At 64.4% G+C, this 14,763-nt stretch carries 16 protein-coding genes; 5 read left to right on the top strand and 11 right to left on the bottom strand.

What is annotated here, in order from left to right; translation table 11 throughout:
* Positions 1-96: 96 nt before the first annotated feature.
* From DY468_RS16785 to DY468_RS16770, 4 genes are all read right to left on the bottom strand, one after another.
* Entirely contained in the window at positions 97-954 is an 858-nt protein-coding gene (locus tag DY468_RS16785; protein ID WP_164605944.1) for an HTD2 family dehydratase, read from the bottom strand.
* A gap of 12 nt (positions 955-966) precedes the next feature.
* On the bottom strand, positions 967-2,061 hold the full coding sequence (locus DY468_RS16780; RefSeq protein WP_164605943.1) for a CaiB/BaiF CoA transferase family protein: 1,095 nt from the start codon (positions 2,059-2,061) through the stop codon (positions 967-969).
* A gap of 158 nt (positions 2,062-2,219) precedes the next feature.
* Entirely contained in the window at positions 2,220-3,392 is a 1,173-nt protein-coding gene (locus DY468_RS16775; RefSeq protein ID WP_107354801.1) for an acyl-CoA dehydrogenase family protein, read from the bottom strand.
* Positions 3,393-3,426: 34 nt separating this feature from the next.
* A complete protein-coding gene (locus DY468_RS16770) occupies positions 3,427-4,692 on the bottom strand; it encodes a cytochrome P450 (RefSeq protein ID WP_164605942.1) in 1,266 nt (421 codons plus the stop codon).
* Between the two features lie 345 nt (positions 4,693-5,037).
* Here DY468_RS16770 and DY468_RS16765 point away from each other — a divergent pair, with 345 nt between their 5' ends.
* Both DY468_RS16765 and DY468_RS16760 read left to right on the top strand, forming a co-directional pair.
* Positions 5,038-6,210, top strand: coding sequence for an isovaleryl-CoA dehydrogenase (locus DY468_RS16765; RefSeq protein ID WP_164605941.1), 1,173 nt, complete (start codon positions 5,038-5,040; stop codon positions 6,208-6,210).
* Between the two features lie 95 nt (positions 6,211-6,305).
* Positions 6,306-7,100 carry a class I SAM-dependent methyltransferase gene (locus DY468_RS16760; RefSeq protein ID WP_164605940.1) on the top strand — a complete coding sequence of 265 codons (795 nt, stop codon included), beginning with the start codon at positions 6,306-6,308 and terminating at the stop codon, positions 7,098-7,100.
* On the opposite strand, the gene DY468_RS16755 is transcribed toward DY468_RS16760, so the two are convergent.
* Entirely contained in the window at positions 7,097-7,921 is an 825-nt protein-coding gene (locus DY468_RS16755) for a DUF2927 domain-containing protein (protein WP_164605939.1), read from the bottom strand. The two genes, DY468_RS16760 and DY468_RS16755, sit on opposite strands and share 4 nt — an antisense overlap.
* Positions 7,922-8,007: 86 nt before the next feature.
* Positions 8,008-8,589 (bottom strand): L,D-transpeptidase, encoded by a 582-nt coding sequence (locus DY468_RS16750; protein ID WP_164605938.1) that lies wholly within the window; start codon positions 8,587-8,589, stop codon positions 8,008-8,010.
* A gap of 184 nt (positions 8,590-8,773) precedes the next feature.
* Here DY468_RS16750 and DY468_RS16745 point away from each other — a divergent pair, with 184 nt between their 5' ends.
* A complete protein-coding gene (locus tag DY468_RS16745; RefSeq protein WP_164605937.1) occupies positions 8,774-10,318 on the top strand; it encodes an acetolactate synthase large subunit in 1,545 nt (514 codons plus the stop codon).
* Between the two features lie 114 nt (positions 10,319-10,432).
* The gene (locus DY468_RS16740; protein WP_164605936.1) at positions 10,433-10,864 is read left to right on the top strand and encodes a DUF5413 family protein; all 432 of its coding nucleotides are present in this window, start codon (positions 10,433-10,435) and stop codon (positions 10,862-10,864) included.
* A 188-nt stretch (positions 10,865-11,052) separates the two neighbouring features.
* Here DY468_RS16740 and DY468_RS16735 read toward each other — a convergent pair whose 3' ends face one another.
* Entirely contained in the window at positions 11,053-11,370 is a 318-nt protein-coding gene (locus tag DY468_RS16735) for a hypothetical protein (RefSeq protein WP_164605935.1), read from the bottom strand.
* Positions 11,371-11,604: 234 nt separating this feature from the next.
* Positions 11,605-11,787, bottom strand: a complete 183-nt coding sequence (locus DY468_RS16730; RefSeq protein WP_164605934.1) for a hypothetical protein — start codon at positions 11,785-11,787, stop codon at positions 11,605-11,607.
* 20 nt (positions 11,788-11,807) lie between these two features.
* Between DY468_RS16730 and DY468_RS16725 the strand changes: the two genes are divergently transcribed.
* Positions 11,808-12,002 (top strand): hypothetical protein, encoded by a 195-nt coding sequence (locus DY468_RS16725; protein WP_164605933.1) that lies wholly within the window; start codon positions 11,808-11,810, stop codon positions 12,000-12,002.
* Here the strand turns inward: DY468_RS16725 and DY468_RS16720 are convergent.
* From DY468_RS16720 to purU, 3 genes are all read right to left on the bottom strand, one after another.
* Complete coding sequence (locus DY468_RS16720) at positions 11,988-12,650, bottom strand: acyl-homoserine-lactone synthase (RefSeq protein WP_164605932.1); 663 nt, start codon at positions 12,648-12,650, stop codon at positions 11,988-11,990. The two genes, DY468_RS16725 and DY468_RS16720, sit on opposite strands and share 15 nt — an antisense overlap.
* Before the next feature lie 84 nt (positions 12,651-12,734).
* Entirely contained in the window at positions 12,735-13,460 is a 726-nt protein-coding gene (locus DY468_RS16715) for a LuxR family transcriptional regulator (RefSeq protein WP_164605931.1), read from the bottom strand.
* A gap of 436 nt (positions 13,461-13,896) precedes the next feature.
* Complete coding sequence (purU, locus tag DY468_RS16710; RefSeq protein ID WP_164605930.1) at positions 13,897-14,754, bottom strand: formyltetrahydrofolate deformylase; 858 nt, start codon at positions 14,752-14,754, stop codon at positions 13,897-13,899.
* Positions 14,755-14,763: the final 9 nt, after the last annotated feature.

Below are 14,763 nucleotides of genomic sequence, written 5' to 3'. Positions count from 1 at the left end.
GGCACTGTGCTCGGGGCCCCCCACCCCGGCCTCCGCTTCGCTCGGCCGACCCTACCCGCAAGGGGGAGGGGTTTCGCGGCCGCCGCGTGACAAATGCTACCAGCTCGCCGTGGCCTTCATCGTCGGCACGCCATCGGCATTGGCGGTCCACAGGTCGAGGCCGGTTGCGGTCTCGTTGGCGTTGACGCTGAAGTCGGCGCCGTCGAACAGCGGCTGCACGCCGCGATAGCTGAAGGTCTTCGGTACACTGCCTTTGAGCTTGGCGGCGAATTCGACCAGCAGCGCGGCCTGCATCGGGCCGTGCACGATCAGGCCCGGATAGCCCTCGACCTTGGTGACGTAGTCGCGGTCGTAGTGAATGCGGTGGCCGTTGAAGGTCAGCGCCGAATAACGGAACAGCAGCACCGGGTCGGCGAGATGGCTCTCGCGATGCTTGGCCGTCGGCGGCGCAGCCGCGGGTTTGGCTGGCGCTGCGGGAGCGGACGAGGGCGGCGGCACGTCGCGATAGACGATGTCCTGGCGGTCGCGGATCGCCACGCCGCGGAGCGTCGTGATCTCATGATTGACGGTGACGAAGCACAGCGTGCCGGTCGAGCCCTGCTTGATCGTCACGTCGCCGATCGTCGAGGTCCGGGTCACTTCGTCGCCAACCTTGAGCGCATCGAGGAACTGCAGTTCGCCGCCCGCCCACATCCGGCGCGGCAGCGGCACCGGCGGCAGGAAGCCGCCGCGGGTCGGGTGGCCGTCGGGGCCGAGCTGATCCATCGGGTACACCGGCTGGCCGAGGCACCAGTGCGCAGTGAACGGCGCGGCATCGCCGGTCTGCGGCTTGCCGATGTCGAGGAACAGCGTCGCGCGCAGCCCCTTCACGAGTTGCGGAGTGACGAGGTCAGTGGCCTGTTCGCTGCGGCCGATCCATTGCCGCAGATGATCGATGTCGAGCGCGTCGGTCATGTTGGTCCTCGCTTACTTGCGCTTGTCGCCGATGCCCGGCACCGCGCCGTAATGACGATCCTCGCCGACGACGATCGCCGCCGGCGCCGGATAGGTCACCTTGCCGTTCGGGGTGTCGACTTCGATCCGGCGCAGATGCGGATGGTGCGACAAATCTTCCATCGCGTTGACTTCGGCGAACGCGATGTCGGCGGCGGCCAGATGCTCGAGCAGATCGTCCCGGGTCAGCGAGCCGAAGATGTCGGCCACGATCTTGTCGGTGTAGGCGCGGTTCTTGACCCGCTCGACGCCGTTGCACAGGCGGGGATCGTTCGGCAGGTCCGGCTGGCGCAGCACGTCCGAGCACAGCTTCTTCCACTCTCGCTCGCTCTGGATCGAGATCAGGATGTCCTTGCCGTCCTTGGAGGTGAACACGCCGTAGGGCGCGATCGACGGATGGGCGAGGCCGAGACGCTTGGGCGGATTGCCGGCCTCGGCGTTGAGCAGCGGCACGGTCAGCCAGTCGGCCATCACGTCGAACATCGAGATCCGGATGTCAGCACCCTGGCCGGTGCGGCCGCGGCCGATCAGCGCTTCGAGGATAGCCGCATGCGCGGTGGCGCCGGTGGCGACATCGACGATCGACATGCCGACGCGCGAGGCGCTTTCCGGGCCGCCGGTGATCGAGGCGAGACCGCTCTCGGCCTGGATCAGGAGATCATAGGCCTTGCGATGGGCGTAGGGGCCGTCGTCGCCGTAGCCGGAGATCGTGCAGATGATCAGCTTCGGATAGTCCTTGCGCAGCCGCTCGCGGGCAAAGCCGAGCTTGTCCATCGAGCCGGGCTTGAGGTTCTGCAGCAGCACGTCGGCCGAGGCGATCAGCTTCTCCAGCTCGGCGCGGCCCTCTTTGGTCGAGAGGTCGACCACCGCGGATTCCTTGCCGCGGTTGAGCCAGACGAAGTAGCTGCTCTGGCCTTTGGCGGCGGCGTCGTAGCCGCGGGCGAAATCGCCTTCGGGCCGTTCGATCTTGATGACGTGCGCGCCGGCATCGGCGAGCCGCGAGCTGCAATACGGCGCCGCGACCGCCTGTTCGACGGCGATGACGGTCAGTCCTTCGAGCGGAAGCATCAATAGTCCCCACAGTGGTCATTCCGGGGCGCCGCGCAGCGGCGAACCCGGAATCCAGATGTTATCTGCGTGTCAGATTCCGGGTTCGCGCGTTCCGCGCGCCCCGGAATGACAAGCGTGTTGTCCGGCGGCGGGCGCACGCCGTGGGCGGCTGGCAATCAGTACGACCGCGGCATTCCGAGCACGTGCTCGGCGAGATGCGACAGGATCAGGTTGGTCGAGATCGGAGCGACCTGATACAGCCGGGTTTCGCGGAACTTGCGTTCGACGTCGTATTCCTCGGCGAAGCCGAAGCCGCCGTGGGTCTGGATGCAGGCGTTGGCCGCCTCGAACGATGCGTCGGCCGCGAGCATCTTGGCCATGTTGGCCTCGGCGCCGCAATCCATGCCGGCTTCGTACTTGCGGGTGGCTTCCTTCACCATCAGCTCGGCCGCGCGCATGGCGGCGTAGGCCTTGGCGATCGGGAACTGGATGCCCTGGTTCTGGCCGATCGGACGGCCGAACACGGTGCGGTCCTTGGCGTAGGCGCTGGCCTTGGCGATGAACCACTTGGCGTCGCCGACGCACTCCGAGGCGATCAGGATGCGCTCGGCATTCATGCCGGAGAGGATGTAGCGGAAGCCCTTGCCCTCTTCGCCGATCAGGTTCTCCTTCGGCACCTTCATGTCGGTGAAGAACACTTCGGTGGTGGCGTGGTTCATCATGGTGCGGATCGGGCGGATCTCGAGGCCATGGCCGCGCGCCTCGCGCATGTCGACCAGGAACACCGAGAGGCCCTCGGTCTTCTTGGTCACCTGATCCTTCGGCGTGGTGCGCGCCAGCAGGATCATCAGGTCGGAATATTCGGCGCGGCTGGTCCAGATCTTCTGGCCGTTGACGACGTAGTCGCCGTTCGCGTCCTTCTTGGCGAAAGTCTTCAGCGAGGTGGTGTCGGTGCCCGAGGTCGGCTCGGTGACGCCGAACGCCTGCAGGCGGAGTTCACCGCTGGCGATCTTCGGCAGCCATTTGGCCTTCTGCTCGTCGCTGCCGTGCCGCAGCAGGGTGCCCATGGTGTACATCTGGGCGTGACAGCCGCCGCCGTTGCAGCCGGCGCGCTGGATCTCTTCCAGGATCGCCGCCGCGGCCGACAGCTTCAGGCCGGCGCCGCCGTATTCCTCGGGGATCAGCACCGAGAGGTAGCCGGCCTCCGTCAGGGCGTCGACGAACGCCTTCGGATAGGCCATTTCGCGGTCGAGCTTACGCCAGTACTCGCCGGGAAACTGCGCACACAGTTTGGCGACGGCGTCGCGGATGTCGTGGTATTCGTCCTGCTCCGCGGCATGGTGTTTCATCGGCTGCGTCTTCTTTTTGGTTTTGGGGGGAGGGTCATGAGACCCGGACCGGCAAGGACTCGTAGCCCTTGACGAAGCTCGAATACACCCGCTTCGGCTCCCCGACAACTTCAATACGCTCGAAACGCTTGAGCATCTCCTCCCATACGATCCTTAGTTGCAATTCGGCCAGGCGCATCCCCACGCACCGGTGGATACCGAAACCGAACGAGAGGTGAATCTTCGGCCGCTTGCGGTCGATGATGAACTCGTTCGGTCGCTCGATCACCTCGTCGTCGCGGTTGCCGGAAACGTACCACATCACCACGCGGTCGCCCTTTCGGATGGTCTTGCCGCCAAGCTCTGTGTCGACGAGGGCGGTGCGGCGCATGTGCGCCAGCGGCGTCTGCCAGCGGATCACCTCCGGCACCATGGTGTCGATCAGCTTCGGGTCGGCTCGTAGTTTTTCGAATTCGTGCGGGTTCTCGTTCAGCGCCAGCACCGAGCCGGTCATGGTATTGCGGGTGGTGTCGTTGCCGCCGACGATCAGCAGCAGGATGTTGCCGATCAGATTGTCGCGGTCCATCGCGCGGGTGGCGTCGTGATGCGCCATCATCGACAACAGATCATTCCGCGGATCGGAATTCACCCGCTCGTTCCACATTCGGGCGAAATATGCGGCGCAGTCGTTCAGCTCGTCGCGGCGCTGCTGCTCGGATTCGACGACGCCGCTCTTCGGCAGCGCGGTGGCGACATCCGACCAGCGCGTCAGCTTGCGGCGCTCGTCGAACGGAAAATCGAACAGCGTCGCCAGCATCTGCGTCGTCAGCTCGATCGAGACGCGGTCGACGAAGTTGAAGGTCTCGCCCCGCGGCAGGCCGTCGAGCACCTTCTGGGTCCGGCCGCGGATCAGCACGGCGAGTTCGTCCAGATGATCCGGCGTGAACATCGGAGACACCGTCTTGCGCTGCGCCGAGTGCCGCGGCTCGTCCATCGCGATGAAGCTCGGCCAGTCGTAGCCGACCGGCGCGTCGCGGATCGAGATGCCGCCGAGCGTGGAGTCCGACGAGAAGATCTGGTGGCTGGTGTCGACATGCATGATGTCGTTGTACTTGACGACGCTCCAATACGGCTCGATCGGCGCGTTGGTGCAGTAATGCACCGGTTCTTCGGCGCGCAGCCGTTCGAACCACGGCCACAGCGTATCGTCGCGGAAGTGCCGCGGTGCGCCGGGATGGAAGTCCTTCAGCGGCGTCGCATAGGCTTCCTCGCGTGCCGCCCGCAGCCGCGCCGCTTTTCCGGTCTCGATCGTGCCGTGCATCGTCGTCCTCCCTGGCAATGTCATGGACGCGCCGCCGATCGGCGGCGTCGGTCGCGGTCGGATTGTTGGGTCCCGCCATGGTTGGGTCCGGCGGGTTCGGCCGTCCGATCAGATCGTCAACGGACGGCGGCGGCAAGGTGCCTTCGCGGCTCTTAATCCAGCCGTTCGGAAAAAATTGACGTGACGGTAGAAAGGCGGTCGGCCGCCGACTTGCGTCGACAAGCTGTGCGACTTGCTGCGGCGCCCACCTTTGGAGCCTTCTCAGGCTCGCGGCAGCGTGACATGGTGGGTGCAAACAAACATGGCGGTGCTGCCAGGCGCCGCTGAGCGGAGCGAGCCCCCAGCATGATTGCCAACGCGCAGAGCCTGTTCAATTTCGATCTCGGCGAGACCGCCGACGCGATCCGGGAGACCGTTCGCGACTTCGCTGCCAACGAAATTGCGCCGCGCGCCGAGGCCATCGACAAGACCAACACGTTCCCGCGCGACCTGTGGCCGAAGCTCGGCGCGCTCGGTCTGCACGGCATCACCGTCGAGGAAGACTACGGCGGCGCCGGGCTCGGCTATCTCGAGCACTGCATTGCGATGGAGGAAATCTCGCGTGCCTCGGCTTCGGTCGGGCTGTCCTATGGGGCGCATTCCAACCTCTGCATCAATCAGATCCGCCGCAACGGCAACGAGGCGCAGAAACAGAAATATCTGCCGAAGCTGATCAGCGGCGAGCACGTCGGCGCGCTGGCGATGAGCGAGCCCGGCGCCGGCTCCGACGTGGTGTCGATGAAGACCCGTGCCGACAAGAAGGGTGATCGCTTCGTCCTCAACGGCAACAAGATGTGGATCACCAACGGCCCGATCGCCGAAACCCTGGTGGTCTACGCGAAGACCGATCCGAACGCCGGTCCGCGCGGCATGACGGCGTTCCTGATCGAGAAGGGCTTCAAGGGCTTCAGCACTGCGCAGAAGCTCGACAAGCTCGGCATGCGCGGCTCCGACACCTGCGAACTGGTGTTCGAGGAATGCGAAGTGCCGGAGGAGAACGTGCTCGGCGAGATCGGCCGCGGCGTCAACGTGCTGATGAGCGGGCTCGACTACGAGCGCGCGGTGCTGGCCGCCGGCCCGCTCGGCATCATGCAGGCCTGCATGGACGTGGTGCTGCCCTATGTGCACGAGCGCAAGCAGTTCGGCGAGCCGATCGGCAACTTCCAGCTGGTGCAGGGCAAGGTCGCCGATATGTATGTGACGATGAATGCCTCGCGCGCCTACGTGTATGCGGTGGCGAAGGCCTGCGACCGCGGTGAGACGACCCGCGAGGACGCCGCCGGTGCCATCCTGTACGCTGCCGAACGTGCCACCCAATGCGCGCTCGACGCCATCCAGTTGCTCGGCGGCAACGGCTACATCAACGATTATCCGACCGGCCGCCTGCTGCGTGACGCCAAGCTCTATGAGATCGGCGCCGGCACCAGCGAGATCCGCCGCATGCTGATCGGCCGCGAGCTGTTCACCAAGACGGCGTGAGGCGTCACGCGTTGCAAGGGTGCCATCTTGGCGCCCTTGCTTTGACACCTGTAATCCCTATGGCTCCGCCCCTCGCTTGAAATCGGAGGGACAAAATGGACGCCAAGGAGGTCTCCGCGCACTGGGAGAGCAACGCCGAGACGTGGACGATGCTCTCGCGAGCCGGCCATGACCGATATCGCGATGCGCTGAATACGCCGGCTTTCCTCGCGATGTTGCCGCCGGTCGCTGGTCTGAAAGGGCTGGACCTCGGCTGCGGTGAAGGCACCAACACGCGCGCCGTCGCGCGGCTCGGCGCCTCGATGACGGGCCTCGACATCGCTCCGACCTTCCTGCGCCATGCTCGTGACTCCGAACGATGTGATCCTCTCGGCATCGACTACGTGCTGGGAGACGGCCTCACATTGCCGTTCGCAAACGGCAGTTTCGATTTCGTGACGGCCTTCATGTCGATGATGGACATGGTCGACCAGGCGGCTGTGCTTCGGGAAGTTGCGCGAATCCTGAAGCCGGGCGGGTTCCTGCAGTTTTCCATCCTTCATCCCTGCTTCGTTCCGCCGACACGCCGCAACATCCGCGATGCGCAGGGCGCTCCGGTGGCCGTCGAAGTGGCCGATTACTTCGACGAGAGCGACGGCCGTGTCGAACGGTGGTTGTTTTCCAGTGTTTCGCCCGAGCAGCAGGCCGCGCTGACGCCGTTTGCGGTGCCGCGCTTTCACCGCACGTTGTCGACCTGGGTCGCGATGATCGTCGGGGCAGGGCTGGTGATCGAGGCGTTCGGTGAGCCGATGGCGTCGGAGGAGGTCGCCGCGGCCGAGCCGATCGTGGCCGACACCCGCGTCGCGCCGATCTTTCTGCATGTCCGAGCGAGGCTTCCGAAGGCACCTTAGCGCGTCAGCCGGTTCACCTTGGCGACGTAGCTTCGGACGTCGGTGAGGACTTGCGGTAGCACGGCCTTGACTTCCGGCACCGTCATCCCCGGCCTGATCGCCGGGTGGTACAGGATGTTCAACAGGTACTGATCGTAGACGTCGAAATAGCCCTTCTGCACGTCGTCGTTGAACATCGTCCACGGCACCTTGTCGGTGTCGTTGATCGGGCCGAGCGATTGCAGCAGTTCCTCGTAGGCGCAGTCGCGGAACACGAAGTCGCCGTTGTCGATGGTGAGGATGACGTCCGAGCGCTCGATCTCGTACCGGTCGTTCTTGCGGAAGCCAGACAGGCACTGCGGATCGAGGCTGTCGCGGATCTCGCGGGCGCGCTCTTCGCCGTAGAACGTCGCAATGGTCTTGCCGAGATTGCGGTCGCGGACGAGGTGAACGGTAACGTTGGCCTCGTCGGGGTCGTCGGTCATCGCGATGTCGAGATGTTCGACCCGGCCTGCGATGTCCCTCACGATCCGCGCGAGTTCGGCGCGGCGGTGGGCTTGGCCGTCGCCCTCGGCATAGACCCGCACAGGGGCTTCGTACTTGCGGATGCGGTCGACCCGTCCCGCCATGTGGAATTCGGCGCCGAACGCAGTGCGGAAGAAGCCGTCGATGATTTGCTCGTCGGTGAAGTCGGTCTTCTCACTGCGCTGATGGCCGGAGAAGTCGGTCGCCTCGGCGGCGTCGGCCGGCGCCGCGGTGAGTTGGGCAATTGTGGCGACTACGACGTTCGCGGCGAGGGCCGCCGCGAACGCAAGTCGGAGATGCCGGGCATCGTATCGCATTGCGAAAGGCTGCCGCATTCCGGTCCGCGGCACAACCGGCAATTCAGCAGAGGCCGACTGTGCACGCGAATAATCGCCCGGATGCGTCAGTTCTTCACAACCACCACGGTGCCGACGCGGACCCGGTCGTACAGGTCCTTGACGTCGTCATTGGTCATGCGGAAGCAACCCGACGACACCGCCTGGCCGATCGTCTCCGGCTCGTTGGAGCCGTGAATCCGGTACAGCGTCGAGCCGAGATACATCGCCCGGGCGCCGAGCGGATTGTCCTCGCCGCCGGCCATATAGCGCGGCAGGTCGGGGCGGCGGCGCAGCATCTGGGCCGGCGGCGTCCAGCCCGGCCATTCCTTCTTGGCGGTGATGCGGTGGGTGCCCGACCAGCGGAAGCCGTCGCGGCCGACGCCAATGCCGTAGCGCAGCGCGGTGCCGTCGCCCTGGACCAGATATAACCGTCGCTCCCGGGTGCTGATCACGATGGTTCCGGGGGCGTAGTTGCCCTGGAACATCACGGTCTCGCGCGGGATCGGGTTGGCGCTGGGACCGGAGCGGTAGAACGGTCCGAAGCCCATCACCTCGCGCAGATCCATTTCCTGCGCCGAAGCTGTCATCGGTGCAGCGGTGGCGATCGAGAGCAGCGCAAGTGCGCTGGCGGCTAGTCGACGAACCATTCCGAACCTCGCAATCTTCGTTTCGCTCAGAACTGGCCACAATCGCGCCGATTGCGCAAGCCGGTGACGGTACGCCGCAGCACGCCGCGCGCCCGCCGCAGTCCTGCCGCGCGTCGTTCCCCTTTGACGAAGCGATGGAACAATGATTGATCGGGCGCAGAAATTGCAAATCGGGAGCGAAATGATGAATGGTGCCGAGAGTCTGGTGCGGACGCTGGTCAAGGGCGGCGTCGATGTGTGTTTCACCAATCCCGGCACGTCGGAAATGCACTTCGTCGCCGCGCTCGACCGGGTCGAAGGGATGCGCTGCGTGCTCGGCCTGTTCGAGGGCGTGGTCACCGGCGCGGCGGATGGTTACTACCGGATGAAGGGCAGCCCAGCCTCGACGCTGCTGCATCTCGGCCCCGGTCTCGCCAACGGCCTCGCCAATCTGCATAACGCCAAGAAGGCGGCCTCCGGCATCGTCAACATCGTCGGCCAGCACGCCACCTACCACATCGATTACAACGCGCCGCTGACCTCGGACATCGAGGGGCTGGCGCGGCCGATGTCGGCCTGGGTCCGCACCTCGCCGGACGCCAAGTCGGTGGCGCGCGACGGCGCCGCCGCGATCGCCGCGGCCAAGAGTTCGCCGGCGCAGATTGCCACCCTGATCCTGCCGGCCGACACCGCCTGGAACGAGGCCGACGGCGTCGCCGACGTGCCGGCCGACAGCCAGCGCCCGAGCTATTCGCCGCAAGCGGTCGAGGCCGCCGCCAAAGTGTTGCGTTCCGGCGAGCCGACGCTGCTGCTGCTCTCCGGCAATGCGCTCACCGAACAGGGCCTGGCGCTGGCGCAGCGGATCGCCGGCAAGACCGGCTGCAAGGTGATGGGCCAAACCTACAACGCCCGCATGGCGCGCGGGCAGGGGCGCTACTGGATCGAGCGGATTCCTTACGTCGTCGATGCCGCGCTGCCGATCCTGAAGCAGTTCCGCCACATCGTGCTCGTCGAGGCGATGGATCCGGTGGCGTTCTTCGCCTATCCGGACAAGCCGAGCCTGCTCAAGCCCGAAGGCTGCGAGGCGCATCGCGTTACCGAGATCGGCGACAATTCGGTCGCGGCGCTGGAAGCGCTGGCCGGCGCGCTCGGCGCCAAGGCGAGCGACGCGGCGCCGCAGAAGCTGGTGGAGATCGCCAAGCCGACCGGCGCGCTGACGCTGGACAACATCGCCCAGGCGATCGCGATGGCGATCCCGGAGAACGGCATCGTGATCGACGAATCGATCACCACCGGCCGCGGCTTCTTCCCGCCGACGGCTGCTGCCGCGCCGCACGACTGGCTGCAAAATCTCGGCGGCTCGATCGGCTTTTCGCCGCCGGTCGCGGTTGGTGCCGCGGTGGCGTGCCCGGACCGCAAGGTGATCTGCATGGTCGGCGACGGCAGCGCGATGTACACCGTACAGGCGCTGTGGACGCAGGCGCGCGAAAATCTCGACGTCACCACCGTGGTGTTCGCCAATCGCAAATATCAGATCCTGCGCGGCGAGTTCGACGGCGTCGGCGCCGGCAAGCCCGGCCAGCGCGCCGAGGACATGCTGACGCTGGATCGGCCTGACCTCGATTGGGTGGCGCTGGCCAAGGGCATGGGCGTGCCGGCCAAGAACGTGTCGACCGCCGACGAGCTGAACGCGGCGCTCGCCGCCGGCCTCGCCAGCGGCGGACCGAACCTGATCGCGGTGCAGATGTAACCGTTGCGGGCGGCGATGCCGCCCGCCGCATTCGCGTTTCGGGCAGTTGTCGAACAGGTGGCCGGCGGCGTAGCCTGCCCCTCGCGGTCGGGCATGTCCGCGGGTGGAGCAGGCATGAAGCGCTATCTGATCTTTGCGGCGATCGGTCCGTTCATCGGCGGTCTATTGCTGTTGTTCGCGTCGACCTATCAGTCGGGCTATTGGGCACACACCAACCTGACCGAGGTGCAGAAGTTCTTCGTCGTGTTGTTCAGGTCGCTGCAATACAGCTATCTGTTCGGCCTGCTGCCAGCGCTGATGATGGCGGCGATCGACGAGATCGTCTGCCACATCCGCCGGATCGGTCCGGTCGGCCGGGTGGTGATCGTCGGCGCCATCGGTTTCCTCGCCACCGCCTTCATGTACGGCAACCGTGGCGGCGACGCCGGCGTGCTGCAGTTCGTGCTGTACGGCCTCGTCGGCTTGGTGCCCGCGACGCTGTCGTCCTGGCTGGCATACAAATACTGCGCCCCCGTCGCTCCCGAGACCAAGCAGGCCTCGGCGTAAAAGCATAGCCGCGAGCCGTCCAATCTGAGCTGACGCCCGTGGCGCTTAGGATGGGGTGAGCGCCGGCAAAACCGATCCGGCTCATCGCCAGGCCAGCGATGAGCGTTTTCTGCCGAACTGACTGACCGGCGGCGGAGGAGATAACGACGGCTGGTCTGCGCCGCAGCGAGTACTCCGCCGCCCAGCGCTCAGCGTGCCGCCGCCGCTTCGCCCCAGCCGCTCAGTCCTTCGATCGCGTTGTCCTGCAGTGCGCTTTCCAGCTTGGCCTTCAGCTCGGCATGGCGTGCCCGCGCCGCGGCGGCGTGGTCGGACGTCATGCCGTTGTCGCGGGCGTGGACCAGCGGGCTGAGCAGCAGAAAGTCCTCGGTTTCCTTCTGCGTCAGGCCGGCGATCACCGTGGCGCCGCGGGCGTCCTTGGTCAGCGCTCGGATCTGTTCCAGCCAGTGCCGCAGCGAGCTCTGCTGCTCGAGCAACGCGTTGATCTTCTGATCGATGGTATGAGGCATGGACCGCTCCCTTCCCGACGATGGACAGATGCCATCTATCATCGTCGCTAAACGAGCGTGCAGTGCGGCCGCATTGTGCCAGATCAATTGGTGCGGTGCAGTGGTATGCGGCGTTGCGGCGCGGACGATGGTAGTCAGCTACGCAGATGAATAAGTCGGCGCGTGAACAATCGCCCGAGTGATCTTTCAATCAGATACCATCGACGGTCCAAGAACGAGCGGCGTTCCATGTAATCAATCTTCTGACTTTACAAAACGGTCATGTTCGTTTCCGATCTTGCTATCGATCATTTCTGCAATCTCGAGGCACGCCATCCCAAGGATGCGGACCGTCGTCGTCAGATCAAGAGCAATAGCCTGCTCCCGAGCGCCATCGACGGACCTTCGAAGCTGATTCAATTGATCAACGGTAGCCATTTTTAATCTCGGGGACTGTGGTGGCTCATGACGATTTGAAATACGAGCAGCCCGCCAATAGTCTTGGAATCGAGCTTGCCGCGCCGGCAGCAGGGTATTTTGCCTCACCGCGAGAGAGCCTCGAATTGGTTCGGGCGTTCTGCAAAATTTCATCGCCGCTCGAACGCCGCCGGGTGATCGAGTTCGCGCTAAGCATCCTGTCATGCCAGAAGTAAGTGCTCGGCAGGATTTGACCGCAGCTGCTCGGAATGCGCCACATGCCGGCGCTGCGGGCCACGACGCTTCAACACGCCGGCTTCGCCGATCATTGTTTGAACGGTCGACAGGGCGCTTTCGCTGATGTCGATCAGTGTCGCGATCGTCCAGGCGTTCTCCACCAGTGCCGGGACGCCGAGAGGTTTCAAGGCGAAACCCGCCTGCTGAAAGCGTGGCAGCCACCACATCTCGATAACCGCGCTGACTTGCGAGATCCCTTCATCCAGGCCGAACTCCTGAACGGCAGCCATCAGGCGAAGGTTCAAATCGCTGTCCCGCCGCTCGGGAACAATGAAATACCGCGACCACTCCCAAATATCCGGCGCCGATGGGCAGCCGCCGACGGTCGCGAGGTGAGGGAATACTTCGCCGATCATGGTGGGCTTCGTGGTGGGGTAGAGGCGGTGCCCTCCGATGACTCTCCCTTCGTCCATGGCCAGCAAATAGATCGTATCGTCGTCGTCATATTGATCGATTTCGCGGCCGTCCGGTCGCGCGAGTGTTTTCCACCCGCGCTCTTCGACGAAGATCTCGTGTCGGATCTGGAAGTGTTGCTCGATAGCGTCCTGGTATAGATGGCGGTTGCTCGCCGAAATTACATGAATCATTTCCACCTCCCCTGGATGAGCGAAGTGGAATGTCGAACAACAATCGCAGTATCGATATTGGGAAAAATCCCAGTGTCGTTCGCGCTAGGGAACGATCAAATTCTGACGAATGGCGATGGCGACGGCGTGGGTTTTGTTCGCGGCGCCCAGCTTTCGTCCGGCCGTGGAGATGTGCTCTTCGGCGGTGCGTTGCGCAATGCTCAGGATTTCGCCGATCTCCCACGCAGACTTCCCTCGCGCGGTCCAGATCAGCGCTTCACGTTCCCGATGCGTCAGTCTTGGCCCTGGCGGCGCCGGCGCGGCCAGAGTCCGAATGCGATCAAAGGCGTACATCGCCATCAGATGCAGCAAAGGCTTTGTGCGGGAGTTGAGCTCGATATTCGATCCGCCGAATGAGATGGCGGCTTCGTAGCCGGCAAGGCCGTGGATCGGGACGATGAAGCCGCGGACCATCCTGAAGTCGGCCGCGCGGTCCATGACCTCCGCAGCCCGCCGATCGTCTTCGCGATGATACGGCGCTTCCGACCATTCGAAGGGATTGATCGTCTGTCGCAGATGTCTGACGACTGGGTCGAAGCGGTCATAATTCCTTTGCGTGTAGAGTCTGAACCACTCGTCCGGCCAGCGCTTCGCCATCACCATCTGCGAGAACCGCTGATGGTGGTTGGGGAGAGCTGTGATGATAATGGTCTCGAAGCCGAAGGCGCCGAATCCGGATTCAATCGCCTGGAATGCTTCTGTGAGTGTCGTGAGGCCAGAGAGGCCTTCAATGAAGTCCAAGGCGTCGCGCCCATAATCGCCGCTGATCATGGTATTCCTGCACTGGACAGCTGCTCGAGGAATGGTTTGATGAGTTGCAGCGTACCATGGTGCTCACGAGGTGGGAAGCGACGGCGTCACAGCGCGTGCAGAAGCGTTCCAGGCCAATGAGCGCGGTGCACAAATGTGAGTTTGTTTGACCGACGTAGTTATCTAAATACCAGTTCGCCGGTCGGATGAGAATACCACTGGTGTCTCCTCGACCGTTTGCGGACCACGGGGCGCGCGGCTCGGCCGGAGTCGGTATTTACGCTATTTGTCCGCTACGTCGCGACGCTCAGAGCGAATCTATTTTTGATGGACGCGCGGCCGTGCCTCGGAGTCTCAAACAGGTACAACCTCATCGAGAGGGCGCGAAGCGCCGTCTCGAACCATGCGCTGCACCGCTCCGAGATCATCTCGCCTTCAATGATCGTCGCGGGCTGGTTCAGTCCCTGAACACAACGGTCTTGACGCCGTTGGGAATGACGCGGCCTTCGGTGTGCCAGAATACGGCGCGTCCCAGCACGCGGCGCTCGATGTCGCGGCCCTTGCGGACCAGATCGTCGGGCCGGTCCTGGTGGGAAATGCGCTCGACGTCCTGTTCGATGATCGGTCCTTCGTCGAGATCCGCGGTGACATAGTGCGCGGTCGCGCCGATCAGTTTGACGCCGCGGCTGTGTGCCTGGTGATACGGGCGCGCGCCCTTGAAGCCCGGCAGGAACGAATGATGGATGTTGATGCAGCGTCCGGCCAGCTTGGTGGAGAGGTCGTTCGAGAGGATCTGCATGTAGCGCGCCAGGATCACCAGATCGACGTTGCGCTCCTGGATGATCTTCCAGACCTCGGCCTCCTGCTGCGCCTTGGTCTGCGCCGTCACCGGTAGATAGTCGAACGCGATGCCGGTCAGGTCGTGGTGCAGATAGGTCTCGCGCGGGTGGTTGGAGACGATGCCGGCGAGATCGATCGCCAGCTCGCCGATCCGCCAGCGATACAACAGATCCGCCAGACAATGATCGGAGCGCGAGGTCATGATCAGGACGCGCATCTTTTGCGAACGTGCGCGCAGCGTCCAGCGCATCTGTAGCTCGTTCGCCAGCGGCGCGAACGCCTGTTCGAACGGCTCGATCGCGCCGTCCATGAAGTTGAAGCGGATGCGGGCGAAAAACTGATTGCTTTCGATGTCGTCGTATTGATGCGCTTCCTGGATGTTGCCGCCGTTTTCGAACAGGAGGCGCGCCACGGCCGCGACGATGCCGGGCCGGTTCGGGCAGGACGAGGTGAGGATGTAGCTGTCGTTGGACATGAGGAGAAT

The sequence above is a fragment of the Rhodopseudomonas sp. BR0M22 genome, from assembly GCF_010907035.1.
In the GTDB taxonomy this organism is placed as follows: Bacteria; Pseudomonadota; Alphaproteobacteria; order Rhizobiales; family Xanthobacteraceae; genus Rhodopseudomonas.
Note: the sequence above shows the minus strand (reverse complement) of the source record. Positions and strands in the feature narration are given on the sequence as shown.